This window comes from Micromonospora sp. NPDC047793 (assembly GCF_040642635.1).
Taxonomy (GTDB): domain Bacteria; phylum Actinomycetota; class Actinomycetes; order Mycobacteriales; family Micromonosporaceae; genus Micromonospora.
In genome coordinates this window covers 272,305-289,087 of sequence record NZ_JBEYSG010000003.1, presented here as the reverse complement: position 1 = coordinate 289,087, position 16,783 = coordinate 272,305, and the positions used below count along the sequence as shown (strand labels likewise).

Here is a 16,783-nt window from a genome sequence, read left to right as displayed (position 1 = left end):
GACAGTGTGGTGGTCAGGTGCAGTTCCGCATGTTGGGACCGCTGGAGGCCGTCCGGGACGGGCACACCGTGCCGCTCGGAGGGCCGAAGCAGCGGGCGCTGCTCGCGCTCTTCCTGCTGCGCCCGAACCGGTTCGTCGCCGCCGACTGGCTGGTCGACGCGCTCTGGGACGGCCGACCGCCGGCCAGCGGCGAGATGACGCTCCGGACCTATGTGGCCGGACTACGCCGTGCGGTCGAGCCCCAGCGCAGCCACCGCGAGCCGGCCCGCATCCTGCGCAGCCACCCCAGAGGGTACGAGCTGCGCGTCGAGCCGGAGGAGATCGACGCCGTCCGGTTCCACCGTCTGGCGGCGTACGCGGGGCAGGCACTCGCGGCGGGCGACGCCGTCTCGGCCGAACGGGGCTACACCGAGGCACTGGCACTCTGGCGGGGTGAGCCCTTGACCGGTGCGGCCGAGCTGACGGCGGTGCGTCCCGAGGCCGCCCGCCTGACCGAGGCACGCCTCGGTGCCGAGGAGGGACGGTTCACCGCCGCGGTGGCGGCGGGACGCCACGGCGCCGTACTCGCCGAGTTGCGACACTTCGTGGCCGCGAACCCGGTCCGCGAGACCGCCCGCGCCCAGTTGATGCTCGCGCTCTACCGGTCCGGACGGCAGACCGAGGCGCTGGCCGCCTTCGACGAGGGCCGCCGGGTGCTGGCCGGCGAGTACGGGATCGACCCCGGCGCGGAGCTACGCGAGCTGCACGGCCGGATCCTGACCCAGTCCGTGCCGCCGCCGACGGCCACGCCGGTCACCAATGTCGCGCAGGACCGCCCAGTGACCGTGGGGACCGACCCGACCATGTCCGCTCCGGCCGACCGGCCCGGACCGGCTCACCCGGTGACCGGCGGGGGCGGCCCGGCTCCGGCGACGCTGACGGACTCCCTGGTCGGCCGGGACGTCGAGCTGACCGGGCTGCTGGCAGCGCTGACGGACGCGACCGGCGGTGGTGGCCGGGTCTCCGTCGTGGTGGGTGAGCCGGGAATCGGCAAGACCACGCTCGCCGCCGCGCTCGACGCGCACGCCGGGGCGCGGGGCGTACCGGTGGTGTGGGGTCGCTGCCCCGACGTCGGGCAGACACCGCCGTTCTGGCTGTGGAACCAGGTGGTGCGGACACTCGCCGCGATGCCGCAGGCGGGCACGACCGGGTCGGCGCGCCGACTGGACGGCTTCGCGGCCGGACCGGCGCAGGGGTCGACCGGCGACGCGGCACCCGACCCGACGGCGCGGTTTCGCGCGTACGAGGCGGTGGCGGACCTGGTCCGGACGGTCGCCGCAGCGGCCGGACTGCTGGTGGTGCTGGACGACCTGCACGCCGCCGACCCGGACTCGCTGCTGTTGTTGCGGTTCCTCGCCACGACCGTGGCCGACGCCCGGGTCCTCGTGCTGGCGACGATGCGCCCCTACGAGCACCACCCGGCGCTGGTGGCGACGGTGGCCGACCTGGCTCGTGGCGCGGACTTCCGTCACCTGCGGCTGGCCGGGCTGACCGACACCGACGTGGCCACCCTGGTCCGCCGACGCACCGGCACGCCCCCGCACCGGCAGGTGGCGGCGCGCCTGGCCACCCGGACCGGAGGCAACCCGTTCTTCATCACCGAGCTGCTGCGCGCCGGCACCGACCCGACCGACGCGGACCTGCCGCCGAGTGTCCGGGACACCGTCCGGCTACGTCTCGGTGACCTGCCCGACGCGGCCCGCGACTGCCTGGAGCTGCTCGGCGTGGCCGGGCACGACCTGGACACGCAGACGATGGCGACGGTCCTGGAGGTGTCGGCGACGCGGATCGCCGAGGGGTTGACGGCGGCGTACGCGGCGGCGCTGGTCGCCGAGGCGGGGCCGGGCGCGGTGCGGTTCCGGCATCCGCTCTTCGCCGAGGTGGCGTACGCGCAGGTGCCGCCGCCACGACGTGCCGCCCTGCACGCCCGGCTGGCCCTGGCGTACCAGCGGGTCGGCGGTGTGGCCCCGGCCGAGCTGGCCCACCACTTCGGGCAGGCGATCGGACTCGGGCACGGCGAGGACCATCTGCGCTGGTCGCTGGCGGCGGCTGACGACGCGACGCGGCGGTTCGCGTACGAGGACGCGCTGGGGCACCTGGACCGGGCGGCCCGGCGACTGTCGCCGCTCGCGGGCACCTCGCCGTCGGCGGCGGCCACCGAACTCGCCGTCCAGTTGCACCGGGCCGCCCTGTTGCAGATGACGGTCGGCGTCGGTGCCGACGCCGTCGACGAGGTCTGTGCCCGCGCCCGGGAGTTGCTGGCTCTGGTCGATCCGGAGACCGACGTGCGCCCGGCGTTGTGGGCGCTGGGCGAGCTGGCCGCCAACCAGGCCGACTACCCCGGCTGCGTCGAGCTGGCCGAGCGGCTGGTCCGGGCCGACGACGGCACCGGGCTGATCGCCGCTGCCGGCGAGTACCTGCGCGGGGTGGTCGGCTACTTCACCGGCGCGCTGGTCGAGGCCGACCGGCGACTCACCGCCGCCGTCGATCGGCTGTGCTCGGTCGACCCGGATCTGCTGGGCCGCCAGGTCGGCCGGCTGCCGGTGTTGGCCGCGTACAACTTCCGGGCTCTGGTCCGCTCGTTGCGCGGGGCGACCGAGGACGCCCGGCGGGACATCGCCGAGGCGGAGCGGTTGGCCGAGCGGCTCGCCGACCCGTACGGGCGGGCGAACGCGGCACTCTTCGCGGCCTGGATGGGCATGCAGGAACGGGACGTGGCGGCGGTCCGCGCGGCGGCGCACCGGTGCCGCGAGATCGGTGCCGCCAACGGAATGCCGCACTTCGTGACCACAGGCGGTTTCTTCCTGGAGTGGGCGGCGGCGCGGGGCGGCGCGCACGACCGGCTGCCGGCGATGAGGGCCGCTGCGGAGGGCATCTACCGGCCCGGACTGCGGGCCACCCGCACCGTCACGTACAGCGCGATGGCCGAGGCGTACCTGGCGGCGGGTGACGCGTCGACGGCGGCGGAGCTGGCCGACGAGGGCCTGTCGGTGGCGGACCGCCTGGGCGAGTCGGTCCTCGCGCCGGAGCTGCTCCGCATCCGTGGCATCGCCCGCCGCGACCCCACCGCCCTCACCACCGGCGCCCACCTGGCCACCGCCCAAGGCAACACCCTCCTCCGCTCCCGCTTCTTCCCCTACCCCTGACCGAGACAAACCAGGCCAAACCCACCGCACGCCGCCCCCCTCACCCCAGCGCCCACCAGACCGGATCCCCCACAGGCCATCCCGACCAGACCAGACCAACGACGTCAGATTCCCGGCAGGCCGAGCCGACCCAGTCAGGCCAACCAGGTCGGGTTTCCGGCAGGCCCGACCCGCGCAGGGATCAAGCCTGACCGCCCGGAGCGGGTCGGGCCTGCCGGAAACCCCACCCCACACGGGTCGGTCCTGCCGGAAACCCCACCCCGGCAGCGAAAACCAGAACCCCAACCGGAAATCTACGAAACCTCCACACCCGCCCGCTCTGCTGGACCCGTACAACGGTCCCCGCCCGGCCACCCCGGGCGGCCAGGTGTGGAGGAACGAGATGAACCCGGCCCAGTCGTCGTCGCCCGGCGAGGTCCAGGAGGTCGACGTCGTCATCGTCGGGTGTGGTCCGGTCGGTGCGCTGGCCGCGAACCTGCTCGGGATGCGGGGCGTCCGCACGCTCGTCGTCGAGCGGAGCACCGCACCGCACGGCCAGCCGCGCGCGTTCTCCTGCGACGACGAGGCGCTGCGCATCTATCAGCAGGCCGGTCTGCTCGACCGGATCGTCGGCGACCTGCACCAACCGGTACGCGCCGACTACGTCAACGCCGCCGGCCGGCGGTTCGCCACCATCGCCTTCGACGAGGTGGACTTCGGGTTCGGGCACGCGCCGCTGAACTTCTTCGACCAGCCGTTGCTGGAGCATGCTCTGCGTACCGGGCTGGAGCGGTTCGACCACGTGACGCTGCGTATCGGCACGGAACTGGTCGACCTGCGGCAGGACGAGGGCGGGGCCGACCTGGTGTTGCGGGACGTGGTCGCCGACCGGTCGTACCCGGTGCGGGCCCGGTTCGTGCTCGGCTGCGACGGTGCCCGGAGCACCACCCGCACGGCGGTGCGGATCCCGCTCGCCGGCGCGAGTTACGCCGAGCCGTGGCTGGCGGTCTCCGGGGACGTGGCGTCGGACGGGATCCGGGCGCCGCACACCACCTTCGTCTGCGACTGGCGGCGTCCGGCGTTCGTCTCACCCGGGTCGCGGGGCAGTTACCGGGCGGAGTTCATGCTCCAGCCGGGCGAGACCGAGGACGACATGCGGCAACCGGCGAAGATCGCCGAGCTGGTGTCGCCGTACGTGGACCCGGACCGCTTCACCGTCACCCGCGCCGTGGTGTACACGTTCCACCATCTCATCGCCACCCGGTGGCGGGAGGGACGGGTGTTCCTGCTGGGCGACGCCGCGCACCAGATGCCGCCGTTCCTCGGGCAGGGGCTGTGCAGCGGACTGCGGGACGCGGCGAACCTGACCTGGAAACTGGCGCTGGTGCTGGCCGGCGAGGCCGACCCGGCGCTGCTCGACACGTACGAGACGGAACGTCGGCCGCACACGGCGGCGATGGCGGAGACGAGCGTCCGCCTGGGTCGGGTGTTCCTGGCCCGTAGTCGGCGGGCCGCGTGGGTACGCGACAGCGTGCTGCGGGCCGTGCAGACCGTGCCCCGGGTACGCCGTTTCGTGCGGCACTTCGAGTTCAAGCCGCTGCCCGCGTACGCGCGTGGGCTGTTCGCCGGCGGCCGGCGCGACGGTGCCGTCGGGACGATGTTCCCGCAGCCCCGGGTGGCTGTCGGTGGCGATCCGACGCCCCGCCTGCTCGACGATCTGCTCGGCGACGGCTTCGCGCTGGTCGGGCGTACCCTGCCGGCGGAACCGCCCCGCCTGCCGGGGCCGGCGCGGTCCGTCGTGACGCATCCGGCCGGCACCGATCCGGCGCGCCTGCCGGCGGGCGACGACGCCCGGGTCCACGTCGTCGATCTGGACGGAACGGTCGACGCCTGGCTGCGGCGGCACCGGGCGGACGTCGTGGTGCTGCGGCCGGACCGGTTCGTCTTCGCCGTCGCCGGGAGCGACGGCCTGGACGGGGTGACCCGCACGCTCGCGGTCGACCTGGGGGCGACCGCCTCCCGCCAGCGCACCGGCTAGACCGCACTGCGGCACCGGACGCGGGCGGCGCGGATCCGTCGCCCACGCGGTCCTGCGGGTCGGGTGTTCCGGGACGGGCCGGTGACGTGCCAGGATGCGGCCATGCGTGCCGTGATCTTCGACGAGTTCGGTGCCCCGCCGCAGGTCCGCGACGTGCCGGACCCGACGCCACCGGCCGGTGGCGCGGTCGTGCGGGTCGAGGCGACCGGGTTGTGCCGCAGCGACTGGCACGGCTGGCAGGGACACGATCCGGACGTCGTCGTGCCGCACGTACCCGGGCACGAGTTCGCCGGTGTCGTCACCGCCGTCGGCGACGGCGTGAGGGGCTGGCGACCGGGTGACCGGGTCACCGCGCCCTTCGTCTGCGCCTGCGGGCGGTGCCCGTCGTGCCAGGCGGGCGACCAGCAGGTCTGCGAGCGGCAGAGCCAGCCCGGTTTCACGCACTGGGGCTCGTTCGCCGAGTACGTGACCGTGCGCGACGCCGACGTCAACCTGGTCCGGCTCCCCGACGAGCTGGACTTCCCGGCCGCCGCCGCGCTCGGCTGCCGCTTCGCCACCGCGTTCCGGGCCGTGGTCGGGCAGGGACGGGTCGCGGCCGGCGAGTGGGTGGCCGTGCACGGCTGCGGCGGGGTGGGGCTGTCGGCGGTGATGATCGCGCTGGCGTGCGGGGCCCGGGTGGTGGCGGTCGACGTCGCCCCCGGTGCGCTCGACCTCGCCCGGCGCCTCGGTGCGGCGGTCTGTCTGGACGGGCGCACCCTGGACGGGCCGGACGCGGTGGCCGAGGCGGTCCGGGAGGCGACCGGCGGCGGCGCGCACCTGTCCCTGGACGCGCTCGGCAGCCACGCCACCTGCACCGCCTCGGTCCAGAGCCTGCGTCGCCGGGGGCGGCACGTGCAGGTGGGGCTGCTGCCCGCCGCCCAGGGACACCCGGTCGTGCCGATGGACCTCGTGATCGCGTACGAGTTGGAGCTGCGTGGCAGTCACGGCATGCCGGCGCACGCCTATCCGGAGTTGCTCCGGCTCGTGACCGCCGGGGTGCTGCGTCCGGCCGCGTTGGTCACCCGCACGATCGGTCTCGCCGACGTACCGCACGCACTGGCCACCATGGACGGTCCGACCGGCGGCGGGATGTGCCTGATCCGGCCCTGACACCGGCCGCCGCCGCCCGCCGTTCGCCCAGGGTCAGCGCGACGACGGCGCCGAGCAGCACCGCCGATCCGACGGTGGCCGCCGGGGTGAGCCGTTCGTCGAGGAACAGCACCGCGATGACCGCAGCGGTGACCGGCTCGACCAGGGCGATCACCGACGCGGTGGTCGCCCGGATCGAGACCAGGCCGGCGAAGAACAGCGCGTACGCCAGCGCGGTGGGCACCGCACCGAGGTAGGCGAGCAGACCCAGCACCCGGCCGACGTCGCCCGCCGTGGGCAGGATCCCCTCGATCAACGCCAGGGGCAGCAGGCAGAGCATCCCCACCGTGAAGCCGCCCAACGCGGTCGTGCCGGCGGCTGCCCCGATGCCGTCCCGGCCACGCTTGCGGTGCAGCAGGGTGACCATGGCGTACCCGGTGGCGGAGAGCAACGCGCAGGCCAGACCGCGCAGCGGGGCGGATGCCGTACCCGCGCTGCCGCCGCCGACGAGGAGCAGCAGTCCGATCAGCGCCGAGGCCACGGTGAGGGCACCGGTGCGCCCCAACCGCTCCCCCATCGTCAGCCGGGATCCAACGGCGATCAGCACCGGCCCGGAGCCGAGGGTCACCACGGTGGCGACCGCAAGGCCGGCGTACCCGACGGCGGCGAAGTAGGCGGTCTGGTAGACGGCCAGGCCGATGCCGGTGGTCACCAGCGTGCGCCAGCCATCGCCCGGTCGGCGACCGGCGGCCCGCGCGGGCGGGCCGACCGGTCGGCCCGGACGCCGCCGGCGGAGCACCAGGTGCCCGGCGGAGAGCAGCAGGACGCCGCCCGCGAACCGCCAGAAGGAGACCGCGACGGGTCCCATACCGCTGATGTCGTAGAGGATCGCGGCGACCGCTCCGCCGGTCCCCCAGGCGACCGCCGCGATGAGGATGTACGAGACTCCCCGTCCCACGGACGGGGGCATGGTGGTGTGCACAGGATTCTCCGTTGTCGTCACCGCCCGGGCAGCACGGACGCCCCCGGGCTCGAATCGTCAGAGCCGGGTCGGCGAGAACGCCGTTACCGGGTGGGTGGTGGCGACACGACGGAGAAGGTCACCGGCGCAGCGTACCGCCCGGTCCGCACACGGGCCGCTACCGGCGGTGAGGGATCTGCCCCCGACAGCGCGGCATCGCCGCACATCTATTGACAAACGTAGTTAACAGTCAGAGTCTGAGAGAGCGCTCTCTCACACCGTGTCACCACCGAACGGAGGAGTACCCGTGGTTGTCCGAAGAAGACTGCTGGCGGTCGCCGCCGCCCTGATCACCGCTGTCCCGACCGCGCTCGTCGCCACCGCACCCGCCCAGGCCGTCGGCCCGGCGTTGCTGCCCGTCACCGTCACCAACAACACCGGCCGGTCCGGAGCCGTCCACGTGTACGTCATCGGCGTGCAGCTCTCCTCCGGCCGACTCGGCTACGTCAACCAGGCCGGCACGTTCATCCCCTGGTCCGGCGGACAGATCCCACCGTCGCCCGCGCCCGACGCCTCGATCCCCGGTCCGACCAACGGCGCCAACACCACCGTCCGCTTCCCGCGCGGCTTCTCCGGCCGGGTCTACTTCTCCTTCGGCGAGAAGCTCAAGTTCTTCCTCACCCCGACCGGCCTGGTGCAGCCCGCCCCGTGGGCGGCCGGCGACGCCAACCGCGACATCCTGTTCGACTGGAGCGAGTTCACCTACAACGACGCCGGGCTCTGGCTCAACAGCTCCCAGGTGGACATGTTCGCGGTGCCGCACGCGGTCACCGTGACCGGCGCCAACGGCGTCACCAAACGGACCGGCGACGTCGTCGCCAACGGCCGCACCGCGATCATCAACGGCGTACGGTCCCAGTCCGGCTGGGCGAACACCGTGTACACCCGCTCCGACGGCACCGTGCTGCGGGTCCTGGCACCGGGCAAGGCTGCCGGGGCGGGCCTGTTCAGCAGCACCTACCTGGACTCCTACATCGCGTCGGCGTGGAACGCGTACACCAGCCGCACGCTGACCGTGGTGCCCTTCGGCGACCGGCCCGACGTCCGTTACTTCGGGCGTACCTCGGGCCGGGTGATGACCTTCACCAACAGCGCCGGACAGGTCGTCGCCTCGTTCAACCGCCCCTCGTCGGCGAGTGTGTGGGGCTGTGACGGCGACCTGCCCGCCCCCAACGACCAGGTGGTCGGGCCGATCTCCCGGACGCTCTGCGCCGCGCTGAACCGGGGCACCCTCGGCACCATCCACACCCAGCCCAGCACCAACGCCGCCGAGTTCTACCGCAGCAACCCGACCAACCAGTACGCCCGGATCATCCACGCCAACATGCGCGACGGTAAGGCGTACGCCTTCGCCTTCGACGACGTCGGCGCCTTCGAGTCGCTCGTGCACGACGGCGACCCGCGCGCCGCCGGCCTGGTCCTCAGCCCGTTCTGATCCCGACCGACCCTCAGGTGGGTGGAGTTGTTGTCGCTGGGACGACAACAAATCCACCCACCTCGCCGTGGCCCGGCACGTCATGCCGCATGTCGGCTACGTCGGAGAATGGGCGGGTGACCGCGCCAGCCATTCGCGATCGGAAGCCTTCTGACCTTCCCCGATGCGTCGACCTCCTCGCCGTGGTGCATCGGGCGGACGGCTATCCGCTCCACTGGCCGACCGATCCTCACGGCTGGCTGTGGCCACCGGAGCAGCAGCACGCCTGGGTCGCCGAGGACGACGAGGCAGGGCTCGTCGGTCACCTCGCGGTGCACTCGTCCGACGACGAGACCGGTCACGAGGTCAGCCGCCTGTTCGTCGCACCCACCTTCCGCCGTCGGCACGTGGGCACCGCCCTGCTCCGACAGGCTCGGCGGTGGGCCGTCGACCACCGGGTCGGACTGACCCTGGAGGTCGTCGATCGACAGCGGTCCCCGGCCGTGGCGCTCTACGAGCGCGACGGATGGCGACACACCGCCACCGTCACCGCCGACTGGACCGCCCCGGACGGCGGTCCGGTGACTCTGCGCCGCTACACCCTCGGCTGAGGCAGCCAGCAAGGTGGGTGGATTTGTTGTCGCTGGAGCGACAACAAATCCACCCACCTTCACTCAGTCGACGTCCGGAGCCGGTACCTCGCGCAGGCCGTCTCCGTCGAGGCGCAGCCACCGTCGTACGCCGATGGCGTGCAGGAAGCGCTCGTCGTGGCTGACCACCACGAACGCGCCCCGGTAGGCGTTCAGCGCGTTCTCCAACTGGCCCACGCTGACCAGGTCCAGGTTGTTTGTGGGTTCGTCGAGCAGCAGCAGGTGCGGGGCGGGTTGGGCGTAGAGGACGCAGGCGAGGGTGGCCCGCAGCCGTTCACCTCCGGAGAGCACGCCCACCGGCAACTGGGCCCGGGCGCCCCGGAACAGGAAGCGCGCCAGCAGGTTCAACCGCTGCGACTGCGGCCGCTCCGGGGCGTACGCGGCGAGGTTCTCCGCCACCGTCCGGTCGAGGTCGAGCAGGTCCAGCCGCTGCGACAGGTACGCCATCCGGCCGTCGGCCCGACGCACCTGCCCGCCCTCGGACGCGGTCTGGCCGGTCACCAAGCGCAGCAGCGTGGACTTGCCGACGCCGTTCGGACCGGTGAGCGCGATCCGTTCCGGGCCGCGGATGGTCAGCTCCAGACCGTCGCCGGGGAACAACGGTCGGCCGTCGTACCGCACCTGCATCCGCTGCCCCTCGACGAGCGTCCGGCCGGCGGGCACGTCGGTCTCCGGCAGGTCCAGCGTGAGTGCCTGGTCGTCGCGCAGCCCCCGGCTGGCCTCGTCCAGCCGTCCCTGCGCGTCGCTGACCCGGCTGGCGTGCGCCTGCTGGGCCCGGCCGGCCGACTCCTGCGCGCTGCGTTTGAGTCCACCGGCGACGATCCGGGCCAGACCGGCGTTGCCGAGGTTGCGGGCGGCGTTCCCGGCCCGACGCTCGGCCCGTTCCCGGGCCTGCTGCATCTCCCGCTTCTCCCGCTTGACCTCCAACTCGGCGCTGCGCACGGTGCGCTCGGCCAGCTCCCGGGCAGCCTGGGCGGCCTCCTGATAGGCGGTGAAGTTGCCGCCGAACAACCGGAGCTGCCCGCCGTCGAGTTCGGCGATGCGGTCCATCCGGTCCAGCAGCATCCGGTCGTGGCTGACCAGCAACAGGCAGCCGGACCAGTTCTCCAGCACCGAGTACAGCCGGTGCCGGGCGTCGACGTCGAGGTTGTTGGTGGGTTCGTCGAGCAGCAGCACGTCGGGGCGGCGCAGCAACTGCGCGGCCAGGCCGAGGGAGACGACCTGCCCGCCGCTGAGCGTGTGCAGCGGCCGGTCGAGCGCCACCCCGTCCAGACCGAGCCGGTCGAGTTCGACGCGGCTGCGCTCCTCGACGTCCCAGTCGTCGCCGACGACGGTGAAGTTCTCCTCGCCGGCGTCGCCGGCCTCGATCGCCCGGAGCGCCGCGATGGTCGGGGCGACGCCGAGCACCTCGGCGACGGTCAGCTCACCGGCGAGCGGAAGACTCTGCGGCAGATAGCCGAGCACGCCCTCGACCGTCACGCCACCGCCGGTGGGGGCCAGCTCGCCGGCGATCAGACGCAGCAGGGTCGACTTGCCGGCGCCGTTCGGCGCGACCAGGCCGGTGCGGCCGGGCGGCACGGTGAACGACAGGTCCCGGAACACGGGGGTGTCGTCGGGCCAGGAGAAGGAGAGGTTGGTGCAGACGACGCAGACGTCGGACATCACAGTGAGACCTCGGGAGGAAGGCCGGGACGCAACCGGCGCCCCGGTCGAACAGACAGGGCGGTGACATGACAGGCCGCCCCGGCAGTGGCCGGTCGGCGGCGGGGCCGCTCACCCCGAGATGTCGTCGTCCCCCGACAGCATGTCGCGCTCCTCGTCGCAGATCGCGCGGCTGACCCGCGCTCCGCCAGCCTAACAACTTCGCGGTACGGCCGCGCACGTCAATTCCGCAGACGTCGGGCCGTCAGCGGCGGTCGCTACCCACCGGTTCGCGAATGCGTGAGCACGCCGATCAGTCCGGTCGGTGGGGCGGGGACGGCGGGGCGTCGAGGTGGCTGGCGAGCACCACCAGCAGCTCGAATCGGGTCGCCGGGTCGTCGAGGTCGGCGCCGTACAACTCGCGCAGGCGCTTGAGCCGGTAGCTGACCGTCTGCGGGTGGACGAACAGTTCGGCGGCGACCTCGGCCCGCGAGCCCCAGTGCCGCAGCCAGGAGTGCAGGGTGACCAGCAGGTTGTCCCGCTGGGCCGGACGCAGGTGGGCCAGCGGCGCCAGCCGTCGGGCGCTGAGCACCGCCAGGGCGCCGGGTTCGCCGCGCAGGGTCAGCGGGATCAGGTGGTCGTCGGCGAAGACCGGGCCGGGGTCGGGGCCGACCAGGCCGGCGGCCAGTTCGGCGAGGCGTACGGCGGCCGGCACCTGGGGCCAGTCCAGCGCGGGGCCGACCACGGCGCGTCGACCGGCAAGCGCCTCGGCCAGCGGGGCGCGGGCCGCCCGGGGACCGGCCCGCAGCAGCAGCACCGCGTCCCGGCCGCGCTCGATCACCAGGCCCTCGGCGCCGTACCGGAACCGGGCGTCACGGGCCTGGTCGGGCGGCAGGAGCACGGGCACCACGGTGTCCAGCTCCGGCCAGCCGATCCGGGCGGCAGCCGCCGCCACCGCGCTGGGCATGCCGTCGCCGCGTAGCAGCAGTTCGGCGAGCTGCCGGCGGCGGTCACCCTCGCCGGCCTGCTCGCGCACCTGGAGGGCGTACCCGTCGGTGCTCGCCGCGGCCAGTTCGGCGACGTACGCGCTGACCGCGTCGGAGAGGTCGATGAGTTCCTCGGTGTCGACCGGGCGGAGTCGGGCCAGCGACTGCGAGGCGGTCCGCAGCAGCAGCCGGGCGGCCATCCGCAGGGCCGCGAGCAGGGCCTCCGGTCCCCGGTCCTCGCGGGCCTCGGCGGCACCGAGGGCGACGAAGACCTCCCGGATCCGGGGCGGCAACGCGGGCTCGTCGGTGCCGACCAGGTCGAGGAACCGGTCGAGGGCGACCTGGACGGCGGTGTGCACGTCGCGGACGAACTTGTCGTCGGCGATGCCGGCGAAGGCGGGTGTGGCCTCGGTGACCGCGCCCGCCACGGCGGCGACCGTCGACGGCAGGTGCGGACGCATGGAGGCGGCCAGGTCGGCGGGGAGACGCCGCCAGGGAGTGGCGGAGACGGGGGCGCTCACCCGGCCGATTTTGTCACGTCGGGATAAAAGAGCCGCCGATTCTCGCTGCCTACGGGACGGTGCTTCGACCCGTACGTCCGGGCGAGGATGGAGCCCGCCGCCGATCCGACCGAGGAGCGCACCGTGCAGCACCGACTCTCCCGTCAGCACGTGGTCGACATGTGCCGGACGATGCTCGCCCGGGGATATCTCAAGGCCACCGAGGGCAACGTCTCGGTGCGGGTGCCCGGCCACCGGCTGTACGCGGTGACCCCGAGCAACTACGACTACGACCGGATGCGGGTCGAGGACATCTGCCTGGTGGACTTCGACGGCAAGCACGTGCCCGACGGCACCGGTGCCGACCTCAAGCCCTCCATCGAGTGCGGGATGCACGCCAACATCTACCGGGAACGCCCGGACGTCAACGCGATCGTGCACACCCACCAGCCGTACGCGTCGGCGCTGGCCTTCCTGCGCAAGCCGATCCCGGCGCTCACCGACGAGCAGGTGCGCTTCCTCGGCCGGGAGGTGGCGATCATCGACTACGCCCCGTCCGGCACCGGCTTCCTGGCCCGCAACGTGCAGAAGAAGGTGGCCAGCGGCGACAACGCCTTCATCATCGCCAACCACGGCGTGGTGGCCGTCGGCACCGACCCGGACCGGGCGGTGTTCAACATGGCGTTGCTGGAGAAGGTCTCCATCGCGTACCTGCTGGCGTTGACCAGCGAGACGGGCCGGGTCTACACCATCCCGACCGCGATCCGCGAGATCGCCTTCGGCAAGCTGCGCGCCGACGAGAAGCGGATCGCCGCGCAGATCACCGAGGCGGTCGAACCGCTGCGGGTACCCGCCGACGAGGACCTGCCCAGCGCCGACGCGACCGCCGCCGCCCAGACCGCGACCACCCGGACCGACGCCGGAGCCGAGAACGCCGCCGACGCCGATGCCGGGGCGACTGACGCCCGGGTCGCCGACGAGACCGAGGCGCCGGGTGCGGAGTCCGCCCGGCTCGGGTACGCCATCAGCGAGTACCCCGACGTCGACGACGTGATGCGCAGGCTCAAGGCGCTGACCGCCCAGCCGCTGCGTGGGCTGCGCCACGACGCGATGCTGGACGTGCTGAACTACTTCGAGACCAAGTGCCGGGCCAGCAAGGAGATCACCGACCGGGCCAAGCTGCGCATCCCCGGCGGGGTGCAGCACAACCTGGCCTTCAACTACCCGTTCCCGCTGGCGGTCGAGAAGGCCGACGGGGCGTACCTGGTCGACCGGGACGGCAACACCTACATCGACTTCCTCCAGGCCGGCGGGCCGACGATCCTGGGCAGCAACTACGGCCCGGTCAACGAGCGGGTGGCCGAGGTGGTGCGCGCCTCCGGGCCGGTGACCGGCCTGTTCCACGAGTACGAACTCAAGCTCGCCGAGATCATCCACCGGTACATGCCGCACGTGGAGATGTACCGCGCCCTGGGCTCCGGCACCGAGGCAGTGATGGCGGCGGTCCGGGGTGCCCGCGCGTTCACCGGCAAGAAGATGGTGATCAAGGTCGGCGGCGCGTACCACGGCTGGTCCGACACGATGGTGTACGGGCTGCGGGTGCCCGGCACGTACCGGATGAACGCCAAGGGCATCCCGTTCGGCGCGACCAGCCGGACCCGGGAGGCGTTCCCGCACGACCTCGGGCAGCTCAAGCGCAAGCTGGTGGAGAACCGGCTGCGCGGCGGCACGGCGGCGGTGGTGGTGGAACCGGTCGGCCCGGAGTCCGGCACCCGGCCGGCGCCCCGCGACTTCAACGCCGGGGTCCGCGAGCTGTGCGACGAGTTCGGCGCGCTGCTGGTCTTCGACGAGGTGGTCACCGGCTTCCGCCTCGGGCTGGGCGGGGCCGCCGGCTACTTCGGCGTCACCCCGGACCTGACGGTGCTCGGCAAGGCGGTCTCCGGCGGGTACCCGATGGCCGGCGGGGTCGGCGGACGCTCCGACGTGATGGCGGTCTTCGGCTCCGGGCTGGACGGCAAGAGCGGCGCGCACATCCAGGTCGGCGGCACGTTGTCGGCCAACCCGCTCTCCTGCGCGGCCGGGTACTTCGCGATCGAGGAGATGGCGCGCACCAACGCGCCGGTGGTCGCCGGCCGTGCCGGTGACCGGCTGACCCGGGGTCTGCAACGGCTGATCGACACGTACGGCCTGCCGTACGTCGCGTACAACCAGGGGTCGATCGTGCACCTGGAGTGCAGCGGCGTGATGCTGCTGGACATGCGCAACCCGGTGAAGCTGCTGCGCGAGAACAAGGCCCGCAAGCGACTCATGGAGCAGATGGGCGCCGCGTACACCGCGCACGGCATCGTCACGCTGGCCGGCTCCCGGATGTACACCTCGCTGGCCGACACCGACGAGGTGATCGACGACGCGCTGGCCCGGTTCGGCCGGGTCTTCGCGCAGGTCGAGGGGGTCTGAGGCGGGTGGTCGCCACGGCACCGCAGATCCTGGCGATCGACCTCGGCACGTCCGGGATGAAGGCCGCCCTGGTCGCCGCCGACGGCACCGTGACCGGCTGGGCCGAACGGCCGGTGCCGCTACACGTGCTGCCCGGCGGCGGCGCCGAGCAGGACCCGGTGGCGTGGTGGACGGCGCTCGGGGAGGTCGCCGCCGAGCTGGGCCGGGCGCATCCGGACCAGATGCGGGCGGTCCGCGCGGTGTGCGCCTCCACGCAGGGCGAGGGCACCATCGCGGTGGACGCCGCCGGGGAGCCGTTGACGCCGTGCATCAGTTGGCTCGACATGCGCGGCGCACCCCACCTGCGTCGACAGTTCGGCGGCTTCCCCGCGTACCAGGGGATGTCGGTGCGCCGCATCGCGCGGTGGCTGCGGCTCACCGGCGGGATGCCCTCGCCCACCGGCAAGGACCCGGCCGCGCACATGCTGCTGGTCCGCGACGAGATGCCGCAGGTGTACGCGCGGACCGCGTCCTTCCTCAACGTGCTGGACTGGATCAACCTGAAGTTGACCGGGCGGACGGTGGCGACCGTCGACTCGATCCTCACCTCGTGGGTGACCGACAACCGGCGGCCCGGCGACATCCGCTACTCCCCCGCCCTGGTCGCCGACTGCGGCATCGACCGCGACAAGCTGCCCCCGATCGTGGCCTGCACCGACGTGATCGGCACGCTGACCCCGGCCGCCGCCACGCACCTGGGGTTGCCGGAGTCGGTCGAGGTGGTCGCCGGGGCGATCGACAACACCGCGGCGGCGATCGGCGCGGGCACCACCGGCGACCGCGAACCCCACCTCTACCTGGGCACCTCGTCGTGGATCGCGGCGCACGTGCCGGGCAAGAAGACCGACGTGGCGGCGGGCATCGCCTCGGTGCCCTGCGCCATCGGCGACCGCTACCTGATGACCGCCCTCCAGGCCACCGCCGGGGCCAACCTGACCTGGCTACGGGACAAGATCGTCGAGTACGACGACCCGCTGCTCGCCGCCGGGCACGTCAGCCGGGACGAGGGCACCATCTTCGACGCGTTCGACGCGATCATCCCGACCGTGCCGCCGGGCGCCAACGGCGTGCTCTACACCCCCTGGCTGTACGGCGAACGCGCCCCTGTCGACGACCCGAACCTGCGCGCCGCCTTCCTCAACATCTCGCTCGACACCAACCGCTCCGACCTGCTGCGGGCGGTCTTCGAGGGGGTCGCCCTCAACACCCGCTGGCTGGTCGGGGCGGTGGACCGGTTCCTCGGCGCGCGGGTCACCTCGATGGCGATCACCGGCGGCGGCGCGCTGTCGGACTCGTGGTGCCAGATCTTCGCCGACGTGCTCGACGTGGAGATCCGGCGGGACGCCCAGCCGCTGGCGGTCAACGCCCGGGGCGCGGGCTGGATCGGCGCGGTCGGCACCGGACTGCTCACCTTCGCCGACATCCCCGCGCTGATGCGGACCGACCGGGCCTTCACCCCCGACCCGGCGCACCGGGCCACCTACGACGAGATCTTCGCCGACTACCGGGAACTGCACCGCCGACTGGCACCGCTCTACCGACGCCTGAACCGCCCGGACCGGTCCCGCCTCCCCCGAGGCTGACCCGCGCCTACCCGCGCCCCGCGCCTGCCTCGTCGATCATGGGCTTGTGGTCGGCGGTTTGCACCGGTACAGCGCATTCGCGGCCACCACCACTCCATGATCGACGAGGAGCACGCCGGGCGGGAGTGGTGATCAGGGGAAACGGGTGTGCCGGGTGACCGG

At 73.3% G+C, this 16,783-nt stretch carries 10 protein-coding genes; 7 read left to right on the top strand and 3 right to left on the bottom strand.

The window, feature by feature from the left end:
• Positions 1–29 precede the first annotated feature (29 nt).
• From ABZ738_RS08905 to ABZ738_RS08895, 3 genes are all read left to right on the top strand, one after another.
• On the top strand, positions 30–3,185 hold the full coding sequence (locus ABZ738_RS08905; protein WP_357212047.1) for a BTAD domain-containing putative transcriptional regulator: 3,156 nt from the start codon (positions 30–32) through the stop codon (positions 3,183–3,185).
• A gap of 382 nt (positions 3,186–3,567) precedes the next feature.
• Complete coding sequence (locus tag ABZ738_RS08900) at positions 3,568–5,202, top strand: bifunctional 3-(3-hydroxy-phenyl)propionate/3-hydroxycinnamic acid hydroxylase (RefSeq protein ID WP_357212045.1); 1,635 nt, start codon at positions 3,568–3,570, stop codon at positions 5,200–5,202.
• 102 nt (positions 5,203–5,304) lie between these two features.
• Entirely contained in the window at positions 5,305–6,351 is a 1,047-nt protein-coding gene (locus ABZ738_RS08895) for a zinc-dependent alcohol dehydrogenase family protein (protein WP_357212043.1), read from the top strand.
• Here the strand turns inward: ABZ738_RS08895 and ABZ738_RS08890 are convergent.
• The gene (locus tag ABZ738_RS08890) at positions 6,260–7,288 is read right to left on the bottom strand and encodes an EamA family transporter (RefSeq protein ID WP_357212041.1); all 1,029 of its coding nucleotides are present in this window, start codon (positions 7,286–7,288) and stop codon (positions 6,260–6,262) included. The two genes, ABZ738_RS08895 and ABZ738_RS08890, sit on opposite strands and share 92 nt — an antisense overlap.
• A 310-nt stretch (positions 7,289–7,598) precedes the next feature.
• Between ABZ738_RS08890 and ABZ738_RS08885 the strand changes: the two genes are divergently transcribed.
• On the top strand, positions 7,599–8,786 hold the full coding sequence (locus tag ABZ738_RS08885) for a beta-1,3-glucanase family protein (RefSeq protein ID WP_217706018.1): 1,188 nt from the start codon (positions 7,599–7,601) through the stop codon (positions 8,784–8,786).
• 185 nt (positions 8,787–8,971) lie between these two features.
• Positions 8,972–9,376 (top strand): GNAT family N-acetyltransferase, encoded by a 405-nt coding sequence (locus ABZ738_RS08880; RefSeq protein WP_236145977.1) that lies wholly within the window; start codon positions 8,972–8,974, stop codon positions 9,374–9,376.
• 63 nt (positions 9,377–9,439) lie between these two features.
• Here ABZ738_RS08880 and abc-f read toward each other — a convergent pair whose 3' ends face one another.
• Both abc-f and ABZ738_RS08870 read right to left on the bottom strand, forming a co-directional pair.
• Complete coding sequence (gene abc-f / locus ABZ738_RS08875; protein WP_131056566.1) at positions 9,440–11,077, bottom strand: ribosomal protection-like ABC-F family protein; 1,638 nt, start codon at positions 11,075–11,077, stop codon at positions 9,440–9,442.
• Between the two features lie 292 nt (positions 11,078–11,369).
• The gene (locus ABZ738_RS08870) at positions 11,370–12,563 is read right to left on the bottom strand and encodes a helix-turn-helix domain-containing protein (RefSeq protein ID WP_357212038.1); all 1,194 of its coding nucleotides are present in this window, start codon (positions 12,561–12,563) and stop codon (positions 11,370–11,372) included.
• A gap of 123 nt (positions 12,564–12,686) precedes the next feature.
• Between ABZ738_RS08870 and ABZ738_RS08865 the strand changes: the two genes are divergently transcribed.
• Complete coding sequence (locus tag ABZ738_RS08865; RefSeq protein ID WP_357212036.1) at positions 12,687–14,999, top strand: aminotransferase class III-fold pyridoxal phosphate-dependent enzyme; 2,313 nt, start codon at positions 12,687–12,689, stop codon at positions 14,997–14,999.
• Positions 15,000–15,004: 5 nt separating this feature from the next.
• Entirely contained in the window at positions 15,005–16,621 is a 1,617-nt protein-coding gene (locus tag ABZ738_RS08860) for an FGGY-family carbohydrate kinase (protein ID WP_357212034.1), read from the top strand.
• Positions 16,622–16,783: the final 162 nt, after the last annotated feature.